The sequence below is a fragment of the Modestobacter sp. SYSU DS0904 genome (genome assembly GCF_054051115.1).
Window position 1 is genome coordinate 51,980 of record NZ_JBJHAQ010000006.1, and the last position, 14,059, is coordinate 66,038.

At 75.7% G+C, this 14,059-nt stretch carries 14 protein-coding genes; 6 read left to right on the forward strand and 8 right to left on the reverse strand.

Annotation, left to right across the window (positions count from 1 at the left end):
• Nucleotides 1-5: 5 nt before the first annotated feature.
• Nucleotides 6-1,778, reverse strand: a complete 1,773-nt coding sequence (locus ACI79U_RS05855) for a putative bifunctional diguanylate cyclase/phosphodiesterase (protein ID WP_457066157.1) — start codon at nt 1,776-1,778, stop codon at nt 6-8.
• Between the two features lie 185 nt (nt 1,779-1,963).
• Between ACI79U_RS05855 and ACI79U_RS05860 the strand changes: the two genes are divergently transcribed.
• Nucleotides 1,964-2,200, forward strand: coding sequence for a hypothetical protein (locus tag ACI79U_RS05860; RefSeq protein ID WP_457066155.1), 237 nt, complete (start codon nt 1,964-1,966; stop codon nt 2,198-2,200).
• 303 nt (nt 2,201-2,503) lie between these two features.
• Nucleotides 2,504-2,677 (forward strand): hypothetical protein, encoded by a 174-nt coding sequence (locus ACI79U_RS05865; protein ID WP_457066153.1) that lies wholly within the window; start codon nt 2,504-2,506, stop codon nt 2,675-2,677.
• 27 nt (nt 2,678-2,704) lie between these two features.
• Here the strand turns inward: ACI79U_RS05865 and ACI79U_RS05870 are convergent, their stop codons facing one another.
• The 4 genes from ACI79U_RS05870 to ACI79U_RS05885 form a co-directional block, all read right to left on the reverse strand.
• Nucleotides 2,705-2,905: a hypothetical protein gene (locus ACI79U_RS05870; RefSeq protein ID WP_457066151.1), complete on the reverse strand. Its 201-nt coding sequence runs from the start codon at nt 2,903-2,905 to the stop codon at nt 2,705-2,707.
• Between the two features lie 135 nt (nt 2,906-3,040).
• Nucleotides 3,041-5,554, reverse strand: coding sequence for an FtsX-like permease family protein (locus ACI79U_RS05875; protein WP_457066149.1), 2,514 nt, complete (start codon nt 5,552-5,554; stop codon nt 3,041-3,043).
• A 3-nt stretch (nt 5,555-5,557) separates the two neighbouring features.
• Nucleotides 5,558-6,322, reverse strand: a complete 765-nt coding sequence (locus tag ACI79U_RS05880) for an ABC transporter ATP-binding protein (RefSeq protein WP_457066147.1) — start codon at nt 6,320-6,322, stop codon at nt 5,558-5,560.
• On the reverse strand, nt 6,319-6,567 hold the full coding sequence (locus tag ACI79U_RS05885) for a hypothetical protein (RefSeq protein ID WP_457066145.1): 249 nt from the start codon (nt 6,565-6,567) through the stop codon (nt 6,319-6,321). The genes ACI79U_RS05880 and ACI79U_RS05885 overlap by 4 nt, the downstream gene beginning before the upstream one ends.
• A 151-nt stretch (nt 6,568-6,718) precedes the next feature.
• Between ACI79U_RS05885 and ACI79U_RS05890 the strand changes: the two genes are divergently transcribed.
• Both ACI79U_RS05890 and ACI79U_RS05895 read left to right on the forward strand, forming a co-directional pair.
• The gene (locus ACI79U_RS05890) at nt 6,719-7,975 is read left to right on the forward strand and encodes a sensor histidine kinase (RefSeq protein WP_457066143.1); all 1,257 of its coding nucleotides are present in this window, start codon (nt 6,719-6,721) and stop codon (nt 7,973-7,975) included.
• Nucleotides 7,963-8,616, forward strand: a complete 654-nt coding sequence (locus ACI79U_RS05895) for a response regulator (RefSeq protein WP_457066141.1) — start codon at nt 7,963-7,965, stop codon at nt 8,614-8,616. Before ACI79U_RS05890 ends, ACI79U_RS05895 begins: the two co-directional genes overlap by 13 nt.
• 4 nt (nt 8,617-8,620) lie before the next feature.
• On the opposite strand, the gene ACI79U_RS05900 is transcribed toward ACI79U_RS05895, so the two are convergent.
• Nucleotides 8,621-8,905, reverse strand: coding sequence for a hypothetical protein (locus ACI79U_RS05900; RefSeq protein WP_457066139.1), 285 nt, complete (start codon nt 8,903-8,905; stop codon nt 8,621-8,623).
• A gap of 199 nt (nt 8,906-9,104) precedes the next feature.
• Here ACI79U_RS05900 and ACI79U_RS05905 point away from each other — a divergent pair, with 199 nt between their 5' ends.
• Entirely contained in the window at nt 9,105-9,317 is a 213-nt protein-coding gene (locus tag ACI79U_RS05905; protein WP_457066137.1) for a hypothetical protein, read from the forward strand.
• A gap of 80 nt (nt 9,318-9,397) precedes the next feature.
• On the opposite strand, the gene ACI79U_RS05910 is transcribed toward ACI79U_RS05905, so the two are convergent.
• Both ACI79U_RS05910 and ACI79U_RS05915 read right to left on the reverse strand, forming a co-directional pair.
• The gene (locus tag ACI79U_RS05910; protein ID WP_457066135.1) at nt 9,398-11,023 is read right to left on the reverse strand and encodes an ABC-F family ATP-binding cassette domain-containing protein; all 1,626 of its coding nucleotides are present in this window, start codon (nt 11,021-11,023) and stop codon (nt 9,398-9,400) included.
• Nucleotides 11,024-11,262: 239 nt separating this feature from the next.
• A complete protein-coding gene (locus ACI79U_RS05915; RefSeq protein WP_457072611.1) occupies nt 11,263-12,531 on the reverse strand; it encodes a DUF3152 domain-containing protein in 1,269 nt (422 codons plus the stop codon).
• Nucleotides 12,532-12,898: 367 nt separating this feature from the next.
• On the opposite strand from ACI79U_RS05915, the gene ACI79U_RS05920 reads away from it, so the two are divergent.
• The gene (locus ACI79U_RS05920; RefSeq protein ID WP_457066131.1) at nt 12,899-13,699 is read left to right on the forward strand and encodes an alpha/beta hydrolase; all 801 of its coding nucleotides are present in this window, start codon (nt 12,899-12,901) and stop codon (nt 13,697-13,699) included.
• Nucleotides 13,700-14,059 lie beyond the last annotated feature (360 nt).

Consider the following 14,059-nt stretch of genomic DNA (forward strand, 5'->3'; position numbering starts at 1 on the left):
GGCGGTCAGCGCCGCTGCAGCTGCTCGGGACGGCGGGTGTGCTGCCGGCGCTGCAGCCACGCGGTGAGGTCAGCCGCGGGCATGGGGTGCCCGATGTGGAAGCCCTGGGCGTAGGTGCAGCCGAGCTCGGTGACCAGCGCGAGCTGGTCGGCGGTCTCCACTCCCTCGGCCAGGCTGTGCATCCCGCAGGCCGAGGCCAGGCCCACGACGGCGGCGATGGCCGCGGCGGACTCGCTGCGCCGGACCCGGGTGCCGGCGACCAGGCTGCGGTCGAGCTTCAGCAACCCGGCGGGGATGGACACCAGTTGGCTGAGCGAGGAGAACCCGCTGCCGAAGTCGTCGATGGAGACCTCGACGCCGGCGACCCGCAGCTGGGCGAACTGCGCGGCGGCGCGCAGCGGGTCCTCCGCCACGCTGGTCTCGGTGAGCTCCAGCAGCAGCCGCTCCGGCGGCAGCCCGGCGGCGGTCAGCGCGTCGTCGACGTCGGCGACGAGCGTGCCGGTGGCGAAGTGCGCGGCGCTGATGTTCACCCCGGTGACCAGCGGCAGCCCGAGCCGGTCCCAGGCCACCGCCTGACGGGTCGCCTCGGCCAGCACCCACTGGGTCAGCCGCACGACCACGCCGTTCTGCTCCGCGGCGGGGATGAAGTCCGCCGGCATGAGCAGGCCCCGCCCGGGGTGCTGCCAGCGGACCAGCGCCTCCACGCCCTTGACCTCGCCGCTGGGCAGGTGCAGCACCGGCTGGTAGTGCAGCACCAGCTGCCCGGCGTCGATCGCCTGGCGCAGCTCGCCGGCGACCAGCACCTTCTGCTGCACCGCCGACCGCAGTTCGGGGGTGAAGACCCGGACCCGGTCGCGGCCGCCGGCCTTGGCCGCGTACATGGCCAGGTCGGCGTCGCGCACCAGGTCGGTGGAGCGGACGTGCTCCGTCCCGGCGGTGGCGATGCCGATGCTCACGCTCAGTCCGGTGACCCGCTCCCCCGCCAGCTGGAACGGCTCGTCGAAGGTGCGCCGGAAGCGCTCGGCGAGGGTCAGGGCACCGTCGACGTCGCAGTCCCGGCACAGCACGACGAACTCGTCGCCGCCGAGGCGTCCCACGGTGTCCTGCGCGCGGGTGCGCCCGGTGAGCCGGGCCGACAGCTGCCGCAGCAGGTGGTCGCCGACCTCGTGGCCGAGGGTGTCGTTGACGTCCTTGAAGCCGTCGACGTCGAGGAAGAGCACGGTGACCGGGCCGCGGTCGGGCCGGGCGAGCTCGGCGGTGATCAGCTCGTGCAGGTGGGCCCGGTTGGGCAGCTCGGTGAGGTGGTCGTGACGGGCCTGCCAGGCGGAGTCGCGCTCGGCCTGGACCCGGGAGGTGACGTCGGTGTGGGTGACGACGACCCGGCCGGCCTGGTCGGCCCGGGCCGCCTGCAGGTGGTACCACCGCACCCCCGCCGGGGTGGGCAGCGCGTAGTCGGAGGCCACCTTCTCCAGCCGGCCCTGCGACAGCGCGGTCAGCTCGTTGACCCGCTGCCGGTTCCGGGCGTCCTCGCTCAGGCGGAGGGCCATCTGGAAGTAGTTGCCGCCGACGCCGACGCGCAGCTCGTCCACGCCGAGCACGTCGGCCGCCTCGGTCCACCCGGAGTTGGCCAGCAGGATGGTGCCGTCGGTGTCGATGAGCACCGTGGGCGAGGGCAGGGCGTCGAGCACGCCGGCGAGCAGGCCGGCCTGCACCTGGTCGTCGTGCCGGCGGGCGTGCACGTCGGCGGGGAGGAGCGAGACCCTGGTCGCTGGCGGCACGTGCACCTCCGGGCTGGGGGTCGTCGGGCGTCGAGGATCGGGTCCCGGTGTCACCGAGACCATCGGCGCCACCGCTCCGAGCATGAGGCACGCCGCGCCGGCACGCCCGGAAAGAGTGACGGACGACGCGCCCGGGCATCCCGCCCGCGTGTAGCCGGCCGCCGCCACCGGGTAGGGGCCGGGGCATGAGTGGATCGACGACGATCGAGCTCGGTGGCGAGGAGTACCTGGTGCACCGCGACGGCGACGTGCTCCGGCTGGGCCGCCACGTGGGCGGGGACACCGTGTGGCTGGACGACCTCGCGGTCAGCCGGCTGCCCGGGCCGGCGCGGGAGGCGCTGGACCGGGGCGACCACACCGACCAGGCCCTCCGGACGGCGCTGCTGGGCGTGGTGCGTGCGGAGGTCCACCGGGGCGGCTGAGCCCGGCGGTGGATTGCGGTTTCCTTGCGGATCGCTGGAGGCTCCCGTGCGCTGGGCCTCGCAGGGTCGGGGCATGGACCTCGCCACCGCCCGCGCCCTGCTCGCCGAGCTCGAACTGCACGAGGTCGAGGACCTCGACGACGCCTGGTTCGAGGCCGAGCTGGCCGAGCTGCTGCCCACCGCCTGAGCCCCCTCCCCGCACCGCTCCCGAGGACCACCGGCGTTCCTCGTCCTGGAGGCACCACGATGACCGTGCTGTACCGATGTGACCAGTGCGGGACCCAGTCTCCCGCGGAATCCGCCGTGGGGTGGGTGGAGGTGCGCGCGCTCGGCGGCCACCCGTTCGGCGAGCCCGAAGGCACCCAGCTGTGCCGGCTCTGCTGGGCGCACGCCACCGCGGGACCGCCGCGCCCGTGCCCCGATCCGGAGGCGGCGCAGCTCAGCGAGCACAGCCAGAACCGCGACCTCGGCCAGTGACCGGCCGAACGGCCCGGTCCGGGTGACTCAGTGCGGGTAACCGTCCCCGCCGGCCAGCACCGTCAGCGCGACCATCGCCGCGAACACCAGCACGGCGAAGACCAGCACCCCGGCGACGAGCACCCCGCCGCGGTCCTCCAGCCCCGGCTTCTCCGTCGTGGGCAGTGCCGTCGGCCGCTGGGCCGGCTGCTCCACCGGGACGGGACGCTGCTCGGTGTCGACGCTCATGACCACTCCCTGTGCCGGGTCGGGCGTCGCTCGGCGCCCGGACCGGGTCCCCGCTGGACCCGTCCCCGACGCTAGGAGCGCCCCACCCCCGGCAGGAGGGCCCGAGGGACCTCCCGCCGGGGGCTTTGGGCCCGGTCATCCCGCGCTCGCCAGGGCCGCCGTCGGCGGGGTGCGCAGCGCGACGCGGGTGGGCACCTCGATCGCGGCGAACGCGACCGCGGCGACGACGGCGGCGGTCACCGGCAGCAGCCACCAGGGCCCGGCGGGCCAGGGGTGGCCGAGGAAGCCGATGCCGAGCAGCGCCAGCGGGAGGGCGGAGACCACCAGCCCCGCCGCGACCGCCGCGAACGTCATCAGCCCGGCCTCCCGGCGCATCATCGCGCGCACCTGCGCCGGCGTGGTGCCGGTCAGCCGGAGCGCGGCCAGCTCGTCGGCGCGGTGGGCGGTGGCGGCGACCAGCCCGTTGGCGATGCCCAGCAGCACGTAGCCCAGCAGCACCCCGAGGACGGCGATGTTCAGCCACACCTCCGGCGGCACGCCCTGCTCGGTCCCGGCCGCCGCGTCGTCCAGCACGACGCCGGGATGCTCGCCGGTCAGCGCCGCGAGCCGGTCGGCGGTCCCCGAGCTGCCGTCGGTGCGCACCAGCACCTGGTCGGCCAGGTCGGTGGTGCGGTGCCCGGCGACCAGGTCCGCCGACAGCGCGAGCCCGCCGAACCCGAGGTCGCGGTCGTAGACGGCGACCACCCGGGCCTCGACGTCCGTGCCGTCGCCGAGCATCAGCGGCAGCTCCTCGCCCACCTCGGCGACCCCGCGGCCGACCGCGACCGTCTCGCCCCGCAGGTCGGCCAGGTCGCCCTCCCGCACCCCCAGGTCGAGCACCCCGGCGGCGTCCGGGGTGAGCACGAGCGCGGACTCGGGCTCGACGGTCACGTCGCCCAGCAGGCGGGTGCCGAACAGGACGGTGGTGGCGCTCACCGGCGCCGCGGCCTCCACCCCGGGCACGGCCGCCACCGAGGTGGCGAGGTCCGCGGGCACCCCGCCCAGGGCCGGTGCGACGACGGCGGTGTCGGCCCGGGTGCCGGCCACGGCCTGCTGCCCGGCCGCCCCGCTGACGGTGGTCTGGGAGAAGGCGTAGGTCAGCGTGAAGACCACCGCCATCGCCAGCGTGGTGATCGCCCCGGCCGAGCGCAGCGCGTAGCCGTGCAGGTTCGCCACCGCCAGCCAGCTCGGCGCGGACATCCGCGCGGGCAGCACCCGGACGACCCGGCCGGTGACCGCGCGCAGCAGCGCGGGGCCGGCCAGCGCCAGGCCGATGGCGGCGACGATGCCGGCCAGCGAGGTGCCGGCTGCGCCGAGCACCGAGCGGTCCAGCAGCGGGGCCACCGCCAGCGGGACGGCGGCCGCGAGCAGCGCCAGGCCGGCCACGGTGCGGGTCCGCGACGGCGTCTTCGGTCCGGTGCGCGACTCGCCGAGAGCGGCGGTCACCGGCTCCCGGGAGACCCGCCAGGCGGCCGAGCGGGCGGCGACCTGGACGACGGCGAGCACCAGCAGCACCGCGGCCAGCGCGGGCAGCGGGGAGACCGTCAGCGGCAGCTCGGCCGGCAGCATGCCCAGGTGCACCAGCAACCGGCGCAGCTGGCCGGCCAGCCAGTACCCCACCGCGAGCCCCGGGACGGCGGCGACGGCGCCGACCAGGGACGCCTGGGCGGCGACCAACCGGCGCACCTGACGCGGTGTGGTGCCGACGGCGCGCAGCAGCGCCAGTTCCCGGCGCTGACCGGCGATGCTCACGCTGAGCGCCCCGGCGACGATGAACCCGACGACCAGCAGCGGCACCCCGGCCAGCGAGCCGGCCAGGACGACGAGCAGCGAGCGACCGGCGGCCGCCTCGGGCTGCACCAGCTCGCCGCGGGCGTCGCCGGTGGCGACCTCGAACCCCTGCGGCGCCACGAGCCGGCGGGCGGCCGCGGCCACGTCGTCGGCGGTGCCGGGCTCGACCTGCAGGCCGATCAGGTCGACGGTGCCGGCCCGCGGGCCGTCGCCACGCAGCATCGCGGCGGCGTCGTCCGCGAGCAGGATGCCCGCGCCGTCGGGCTGCACCACGGCGGTGACGCGGACGCCGACCGGGCGGCCGCCGTCGACCACCACCCGGGCCGGGTCGCCGGGGGCCAACCCGGCCGCCTCGGCGAGGTCGGCACCGAGCGCCACCTCACCGGGGCCGTCGGGTGCGGCACCGGTCACCTCGGCGCCGGGCAGCAGGCCCACGGAGGACCAGCCGTGCCCACCCTGCGCCGGGTCGCCGGCACCGACGACTGCGTCGTCGCCGGTCAGCAGCGCGGCGGGGAAGCTGACGTCGGTGGCGACGGCGGTGACCCCGGGCAGGTCGCCGAGCCGGCCGGCCAGGTCGGCGGGCAGCGGGGCGCGCTCGGGGAGGGCGATCGGCAGGTCCTCCGGCGGCCGCACGGTCTGGTCGGCGGAGACGAGGACGTCGGCCCCGGCGAGCCGGCCGGCGGACAGGTCCGACCGCAGCCCGGACTCCATCAGGACGCCGGTGCCGGTGACGATCGCGGCGGCACCGAGCACCGCGCAGAAGACCGCGACGAGCGCGGCGAGCCGGCGGCGGGCCATCGCCAGGGCGAGGCTCAGCACGGCTCAGCCCTCCCCGAGCGCGACCAGGCGCGCGGCCAGGGCCGACGCGGTCGGCCAGTCGAGGGTGTCGACGATCCGGCCGTCGGCCATGACCACGGTGCGGTCGGCCTCGGCGGCGGCGGCCGGGTCGTGGGTGACCATGACGACGGTCTGCTGCAGCTCGTCGACCAGCTCGCGGAGCAGCCCCAGGACGCCGGCGGCGCTGGCCCGGTCCAGTGCGCCGGTGGGCTCGTCGGCGAAGACGACGGCGGGCCGGGCGACCAGGGCCCGGGCGATCGCGGCCCGCTGCTGCTGGCCGCCGGAGAGCTCGGACGGGCGGCGGTCGAGGTGCTGACCGAGCCCGACCCGGTCCAGCAGGTACCGCACCCAGTCGCGCTTCAGCGGGGCACCGGCCAGCCGCAGCGGGAGGGTGACGTTGTCGGCGACGGTGAGCGCCGGCAGCAGGTTGTAGGACTGGAAGACGAAGCCGATCCGGTCCCGGCGCAGCTCGGTGCGGCGGGCCTCGTCCAGCCGGCCGATCTCCGCACCGGCCAGCAGCACCTCGCCGTCGGTGGGGGTGTCCAGCCCCGCGGCGCAGTGCAGCAGCGTGCTCTTGCCCGAGCCGGAGGGGCCCATGACGGCGAGGAAGGTGCCGCGCCGCACGGTGAGGGAGACGTCGTCGAGGGCGCGGACGCCGCCGGGGTGGACCTTGCTCACCGAGCGGAGGACCACGGCGGGCTCCGGCAGCTCCGCGCGCCGGTCACCGGGCGCGGTCAGGGAGGCGCTCATCGCCGGCGGAGGTGGTCGACGACCAGCCCGGCGACGCAGGCCGCAGTGACCAGCCCGAAGGCGATGTTGAGGGCCAGCGGCAGCACCCCGAGCGAGGCCAGGCTGTTGCCGGCGACGCTGAGCGCGAGCAGCACCCACAGCAGGGCACGCACGGGGTTGGTGGCGGGCTCGGTGGACGACGACGGGGCCGGCCGGGGCTGCGTCTGCGGGTGGGGCCGGTCGTCGAGGCGGTAGGGGTCGGGCACGGGGTCCTCCTGGGGGTGTGGTGTCCCCTCGAGGTTCGTCCGGCACCGGCCCGGCTTCGATCCCCTGACCTGCCCTCTTGGAGGTACAGCCTGCTGTACTCCTGGGCGCATCCGCGTGACGTGAGGTCCTCGCCGCCCTAGCGTCTGGGCCGTGCCACCCCCGCCGTCCACCCGCACCCGCTGGGGCGGCGGCCGGTCGGTGCTGGCCGCGCTGGAGCAGATAGGCGGCGGCCTCGGGACGGCGCTGCTGGCGTTCTGCCTGCTGCTGTGGCTGCTGGTGGTCGCCGCGCTGTCGCTGGTCGGGGTGGGGCTCTTCCTGGTGCCGGCTGCGCTGCGGGTGGTGCGCCGGCTCGCCGACCAGGAACGGGCCCGGCTGAGCCGCTGGGGCCCGGACGTGCTGGGTCCGGGGCCGGTGCCGTCGTCCTGGCGCGCGGCGGTCGCCGACCCCGCCGTCCACCGCGACCTGGCCTGGGTCGCCGTCCACGGCACCCTGGGGCTGCTCTTCGACCTGATCGGCATCGCGCTGCCGATCTACGCGGTGCGCGACCTCACCTACCCGCTGTACTGGCGTGCGCTGGCGCCCGAGGAGTTCGGCTCGCCGTGGTGGTGGCCGGTGTCCAGCTGGGCCGACGCCGTCGCGGTGTCGCTGCTGGGCCTGGGGTTCGCGGCGCTGACCGTCGGCGCGACCCCGGGGATGGCCCGGCTGCAGAACCGGGCCGGACGGCGGCTGCTGGGGCCGCCGCCGGGTACCGATCTGTCGCTGCGGGTGGCCGAGCTGACCACCACCCGGGCCGCGGCGCTGGACGCGCACGTGGCGGAGCTCCGGCGGATCGAGCGGTCGCTGCACGACGGCACGCAGAACCGGCTGGTCGCGGTCACCGTGCTGCTCGGGGCGGCGCGGCGGTCGCTGGACCGGGACCCGGGTGGCGCCGAGGACCTGCTGGAGCGGGCGCAGGACGCCGCCGAGCAGGCGCTGGCCGAGCTGCGGTCGGTGGCCCGGGGCATCCTGCCGCCGGTGCTGGTCGACCGCGGGCTGGCCGGGGCGCTGAGCGGGCTGGCGGCGTCGAGCCCGGTCCCGTGCACGGTCGACGTCGACGTGCCGGGCCGGTGCCCGGCGTCGGTGGAGGCCACCGCGTGGTTCGTGGTGGCCGAGGCGCTGACCAACGTGGCCCGGCACAGCGGCGCCACCGCGGTGCGGGTGACGGTGCGCCGGATCGGCGACCGGCTCCGGCTGGCGGTCACCGACGACGGGCACGGCGGCGCCGTCGAGGGCGGCGCTGCCGGGGGCGGGAGTTCGGGGCTGGCCGGCGTGCGCCGGCGGGTGGAGGCGCACGACGGGGTGCTGACCGTGGACAGCCCGCCGGGCGGGCCGACGACGTTGGAGGTGGAGCTGCCGTGCGGATCGTGATCGCCGAGGACGACGCGCTGCTGCGGGAGGGGCTGGCGCTGCTGCTGCGCGCCGAGTCGCTGGACGTGGTGGCCACCGCGGGCGACCCGGCGGAGTTCCTGGCCGCGGTCGACGCGCACCGGCCGGACGTCGCGATCGTCGACGTCCGGATGCCGCCGACGCACACCGACGAGGGCGTGGTGGCCGCGGTCGAGGCACGGCGCCGGCAGCCTGAGCTGGCGGTGCTGGTGCTGTCGGCGTACGTGGAGCAGGCCTTCGCCACCGAGCTGCTCGCCGGCGGGGCGCGCCGGCTGGGCTACCTGCTGAAGGAGCGGGTGGGCCGGGTGGAGGAGTTCCTCGGCGCGCTGCACCGGGTGGCCGGGGGCGGGACGGCGATCGACCCGGAGGTGGTGGCCCAGCTGCTCACCCGCTCCCGGCCGGACGCCGGGCTGGACCGGCTGAGTGTGCGCGAACGGGAGGTGCTGGCGCTGATGGCCGAGGGGCTGGGGAACGCGACGATCGCCGCCCGGCTGGTGGTCACCGACGGAGCGGTGCACAAGCACATCCGGAACATCTTCGCCAAGCTCGACCTGCCGCCGACCGACGCCACCGACCGGCGGGTCAGCGCGGTGCTGCGCTACCTGGACGCCGTGCGGCGCTGACCGCTCAACCGCCGAACGAGGACATGCCGCCGGCCATCGCGGTGAGCACGATCATCAGCGTGAACGCCGCGATGATGGCGAGAACGGTGGTGGCCGGGATCAGCCAGCTGTGCCGCTGGAAGAGCCCCCGGACCTCGGGTGCGTTCGACTCGCCGGCATCCTCGCCGGATACGTCGGCGGGATCGCCGTGGGCGGCGGTGTCCCGCTTGGGGCTCGTCCCCTGGTCGGGACCGTTGTGGCTGGCCAGCGGGTGGCCGTTGCGCGTGGAGACGCGGATGGAGCGGGTCATGAGTGGACCTCCCGGGAGGCGGTGGCGGCTGCGCCCTCGGCGCGGGCTGGCGGGTTACTACCCCCGGTGACCGCCGCCGACGCGTCGATCCCCGTCGGTGGTGGGCCGGTGTGACGAGCCATCGCGCGATCAACGCCGAACCGACGTCAGATCGTCATGTTCGTCCGGCAGGCTCACCGCCATGACGGCGAGCCTCTCCATGATCGGAACCGACCTCACCGCCACCCACGTGGCCTCCACGGCGCACGACCCCCGCAGCAGCGACCAGGTCACCCACGCCGTCGCCCGCCCGGTGGTCGACGGCCTGGACCAGTCGGTCTGCGGCGTGCTGGTGTCCGCCGTCGCCGACCAGGACTGGCTCGCCTTCGCCGGCACCGACCGCTGCGCCGAGTGCGCCCGCATCGCCGGCTGACCGCTCCTTCCTTCCCCGTTGTGCGCTGATCGTCGGTTCGCCGGGCCGGGACCGACGACGAGCGCACGACGGCGGGCAGGTCAGGCGGGGGCGGCGGACTCCCGCAGCCGGCCGTCGGCGAGCTGCAGCCACCGGTCGATGCCGAGCTCGGCGAGGAACCGCTCGTCGTGGCTCACCACCACGAACGCCCCCCGGTAGGCGGCGAGCGCCGACACCAGCTGGCCGACGCTGACCAGGTCGAGGTTGTTGGTCGGCTCGTCGAGCAGCAGCAGCTGCGGTGCCGGGTCCGCGTGCAGCACGCAGGCCAGCGTCGCCCGCAGCCGTTCGCCGCCGGACAGCGCCCGCACCGGCAGGTGGGCCCGGCTGCCACGGAACAGGTAGCGGGCCAGCAGGTTCATCCGCTCCGCCGCCGGCATCTCGGGCGCCGCGTCGGCCAGCGCCTCGGCGACGGTGCGGTCGGGATCGAGCAGGTCCAGTCGCTGGGAGAGGTGGGCGACCCGGCCGTCGGCCCGCCGCAGCTCCCCGGCGTCGGGCGGCAGGTCGCCGGTCAGCAGCCGCAGCAGCGAGGACTTCCCGGCGCCGTTCGCGCCGGTCAGCGCGATCCGCTCCGGGCCACGGATGGTGAGGTGCACGCCGTCCTCGGCGAACAGCGCCCGCTCCCCCAGCCGCAGCTGCAGACCCTCGCCGGCGAACACGGTGCGCCCGGCCGGCACCGCGGTGCCGGGCAGCTCGAGCACGATCGCCTGGTCGCCCCGCAGCGCGCGCTCGGCCTCCGCCAGCCGGCTGCGGGCGCCGTCGAGCCGGGCGGCGTGCACGTCGTCGGCCCTGCCCGCCGACTCCTGGGCGCTCCGCTTCATCGCGCCGATGACGATCTTCGGCAGCCCGGCGTCCTTGACGGTGCGGGCGGCGTTGCCGGACTTCTTCTGCGCCCGCTCCCGGGCCAGCTGCCTGTCCCGCTTCTCCCGCTTGACCTGCTGCTCGGCGGTGCGGACGTCGCGCTGCACCGCCTCCTGCTCGGCGCGCACGGCGGCCTCCCAGTCGGTGAAGCCGCCGCCGTGGATGCGCAGCTCACCGCGGTCGAGCTCGGCGATGCGGTTCATCCGGTCGAGCAGCGCCCGGTCGTGGCTGACCACGAGCAGGCAGCCGGGGAACTCGTCGAGCGCGGCGTGCAGGCTGCGCCGCGCGCCGCCGTCCAGGTTGTTGGTCGGCTCGTCGAGCAGCAGGACGTCGGGGCGCGTGAGCAGCTGCGCGGCCAGGCCGAGCGTGACCACCTGCCCGCCGCTGAGGGTGTCGAGCCGGTGGTCGAGCGCGATCCCGCCGAGACCGAGCCGGTCGAGCTGAGCCCGGCTGCGCTCCTCGACGTCCCAGTCGGTGCCGATGGTGGCGAAGTGCTCGTGCGCGGCGTCGCCGGACTCGATCGCGGCCAGAGCACGCAGCACCGGCGCCACGCCGAGGGCCTCGGCGACGGTCAGGTCACCGGCCAGCGGTAGCGACTGGGGCAGGTGGCCGAGAACGCCGTCGACGGTGACGGTGCCGGCGGCGGGCCGGAGCTCACCGGCGATCAGCCTGAGCAGGGTGCTCTTCCCCGCACCGTTGGGCGCGACGAGGCCGGTCCGGCCGGGGCCCACGCCGAAGGAGAGATCGCTGAGGACGGGGGTGCCGTCGGGCCAGCTGAAGGACAGGGCGGAGCAGATGACGGAGGGCATGCGGGACCCCTGCGGGGACGCGGGCGCGCGGAGCGGCCCGGCGGTGGACGAGGACGACGGAGCTCCGGCCGCTGCGCGGTTCCGCGCCGGCCGGGCACATCCCGGGGTTCACCCGGAGATGTCGCCGCTGCCACCCATGTCGCTGCTCCCCGGTCGTCGGTCCTCGTCGTCGGTCCGCTCGCGCCGGACCCTACGAGCGAGGCCTGCTCCCGCGCGACCGCTTTCCCGGACGCCGCTGGTCAGTCCCGCAGCACCTCGGTGGTGCCCGTGGCCCGGTTCCACACGATGGACCCGCCCTGGAAGTCGCTGCGGCGTCCGCCGTCGACGTCGTACTCCCCGCTCACCGGGTAACCCAGCGGCCCCTGCTCCCAGTTCAGCTCGGCCCAGCGGGCGCGGATGCCGCCGTAGACCTCGTGCGCTCCCGTGCCGGGGGTCCAGTAGATCGACCCGCCGCCGCTGCCGGTGAAGTGGTTGTAGCGGCCGACGCCGTCGGGAGTGGTCAGCTCGCCGGTCACCGGGTAGCCCAGCGGGCCCTGCTCCCAGTTCAGCTCGGCCCAGCGGGTGCGGATGGCGCCGTAGATCTCGTGCGCGCCGATGTCCGGGGTCCAGTAGATCGACCCGCCCCCGTTGCCGTTCCCGGTGAAGTGGTTGTAGCGGCCGACGCCGTCGGGGGTGGTCAGCTCGCCGGTCACCGGGTAGCCCAGCGGCCCCTGCTCCCAGGCCAGCTGCGTCCAGCGGTGGCGGATGGCGCCGTAGATCTCGTGTGCGCCGGTGTCCGGGGTCCAGTAGATCGAGGCGCCGCCGCGGCCGGCGTAGTGCTGGTACCGGCCGAACTCGTCGGGGGTCGGCTGCTCCCAGGTCACCGGGGGCCCGAGCAGACCGCCGGCCTGACCCAGCGCCCGGTACAACTGCTCGACCGCCGACCAGTTCACCGACACGCCCTGGGTGCGCCCCGCCTGCTCCCGTTCGGCGATCCGCGGCCAGACGTTGGCCCGGCAGCCCTGCAGCGAGATGGACTGCTGCTGCATCACCGGCGCCGTCTGGCCCCCGCCCGGGCAGTCCCGGTGGCCGAGGCCGAGCCAGTGCCCGACCTCGTGGATGATCACGTACTGCTGGTACAGCGGGAGCCCGAGCGTCCAGGAGCTGGTGGCCAGCCGCCACCGCTCGTCGTTGATGTAGACGGTCCTGCCGACCCGGCAGCTCCAGGTGCTGCTGCAGCCGGGAGCGGCGTTCCCGACCACGGCCGGGGAGGCGAGGACGAGGTCGAAGTCGGCGCCGGAGGGCACCTCCTGGAAGGCGAGCGTGCCGCCGAGGCTCCAGCCGCGGCTGTCGGCGAGCGTGTCGGCCGCCACGGCGGAGAAGTGGCCGAGGTCGCCGGCGACCGCGCCGCGCGTGGAGACGGTGTAGGTGATCGTCCGTTCCACCGCCTGGGCGGTGCCCGACCCCGGGACCAGCACCGTCGCGATCGCGATCAGCGCGGCCAGGACGGTCGTCGCGTACCGGTTCATCTGCCACCTCATCCCCGCAGGCGGCGCCGTCGCGCTCCTGCGCGTTCGTCCCGGTGCATCGGCTGTTTCCGCAGCTGCGCGGCCCCGCCGACCTTGCCCCCGCACGGTAGCGAGCCGACCGGGCGATCCGCGACCCCCGCCGGCGGGCCCTCCCGGCCCGCTCCGCCGGCGCTGTGCACCGATCGTCGATTCGGCGGGACGGAACCGACGACGAGTGCACATCGGCGGGCGGGTCAGCCGTCGACGTAGCGGTCGTACGCGAGCGCCACGTCGGTCGCCGCCACCTGTCCCGCCCCGGTTCCAGTGGAGGCTCTGGGGTGCCCCGGGTAACGGCATCGGGCCGTCCGCCCGGTGGGAGGATCGGTCCGTGATCCGGGGCGTGCTGGTGGCGGCGGGACTCGTCGTCGCCTTGTTCGCGCTGGTGATGGGCCTGCTCTGGGTCTTCCAGCGGGCGCTGATCTACCTGCCGCAGGGTTCGCCGATGACTGTGCCGCGGGGTGCGGAGGAGGTCGTCCTCGAGACCGATGACGGACTGGAGCTGTCCGCCTGGTGGTTCTCGGAGCCCAAGCCCGACGCCCCGGCGGTGCTGGTGGCCAACGGCAACGGCGGGCACCGCGGGCTGCGAGAGCCATTGGCCCGGCGGCTGCAGGACGCCGGGCTCTCCGTGCTGCTGTTCGACTACCGCGGCTACGCCGGCAACCCCGGGAGCCCGAGCGAGGCGGGCCTGGCGCGCGACGTGCGGGCGGCCCGGTCCTTCCTGGTCAAGGACGCCGGGGTGCCACCAGAGCGGTTGGTCTACTTCGGCGAGAGCCTCGGCGCCGCCGTCGTCACGGAGCTCTCCACTGAGCACCCGCCGGCCGGGCTGGTGCTCCGGTCGCCCTTCCAGGACCTCGCGGCCGTCGCCTCCGTGCACTACCCGGTCGTGCCGGCGCGGCTGCTGCTGCGTGACCGCTTCCCGGTGGCCGAGCAGATCACCCGAGTCGACGTCCCGACCATCGTGGTCTACGGCAGCGCGGACTCGATCGTGCCGCCGGAGCAGAGCCGGGCCGTCGCCGAGGCCGCTGCCGGGTTGCAGCGGGTCGTGGAGGTCGGCGGCGCCAACCACAACGACCCCGTCCTGCTCGACGGCGAGGAGGTCACGCGCGCCGTGCTGGACGTCGCGCCGTGAGCCAGCTCGTACCGGACCCAGCTGCGCCAGACACCGGCATTCGCTCCGATCGCCTCCGCGAGCAGGGCATCGCAGCAGGGGACAACCGCGTCGTCCCCGCGTCTCGTCCAGGCTGTGTGCCTGCAGCACGAACTTGCGGATGTTCACCGCCATGTGCCGGCGGGTGACGTCGGGGATCACCACGTGCAGCCGCGACCCGTCGGGCAGCATCGCGTCGACGAACGGCGTCGACATGTCGATCCGGCGACCCGAGGTGCGCAGCATCCGCTCGACCAGGTCGGCCAGCTCCCCGGCGCGCAGCACCGTCGTCGTCAGCTCCGACCGGCCCCGCCGCGCGATGAACACCCGGCCCGGCTCGTT

Excerpts from the sequence above, each read along its gene's own strand:
- ACI79U_RS05860 (WP_457066155.1), top strand. The coding sequence starts at position 1,964 with ATGAGTGGATCGACGACGATCGAGCTCGGTGGCGAGGAGTACCTGGTG.
- ACI79U_RS05870 (WP_457066151.1), bottom strand. The coding sequence starts at position 2,905 with ATGAGCGTCGACACCGAGCAGCGTCCCGTCCCGGTGGAGCAGCCGGCC.
- ACI79U_RS05880 (WP_457066147.1), bottom strand. The coding sequence starts at position 6,322 with ATGAGCGCCTCCCTGACCGCGCCCGGTGACCGGCGCGCGGAGCTGCCG.
- ACI79U_RS05900 (WP_457066139.1), bottom strand. The coding sequence starts at position 8,905 with ATGACCCGCTCCATCCGCGTCTCCACGCGCAACGGCCACCCGCTGGCC.
- ACI79U_RS05905 (WP_457066137.1), top strand. The coding sequence starts at position 9,105 with ATGATCGGAACCGACCTCACCGCCACCCACGTGGCCTCCACGGCGCAC.
- ACI79U_RS05910 (WP_457066135.1), bottom strand. The coding sequence starts at position 11,023 with ATGCCCTCCGTCATCTGCTCCGCCCTGTCCTTCAGCTGGCCCGACGGC.
- ACI79U_RS05915 (WP_457072611.1), bottom strand. The coding sequence starts at position 12,531 with ATGAACCGGTACGCGACGACCGTCCTGGCCGCGCTGATCGCGATCGCG.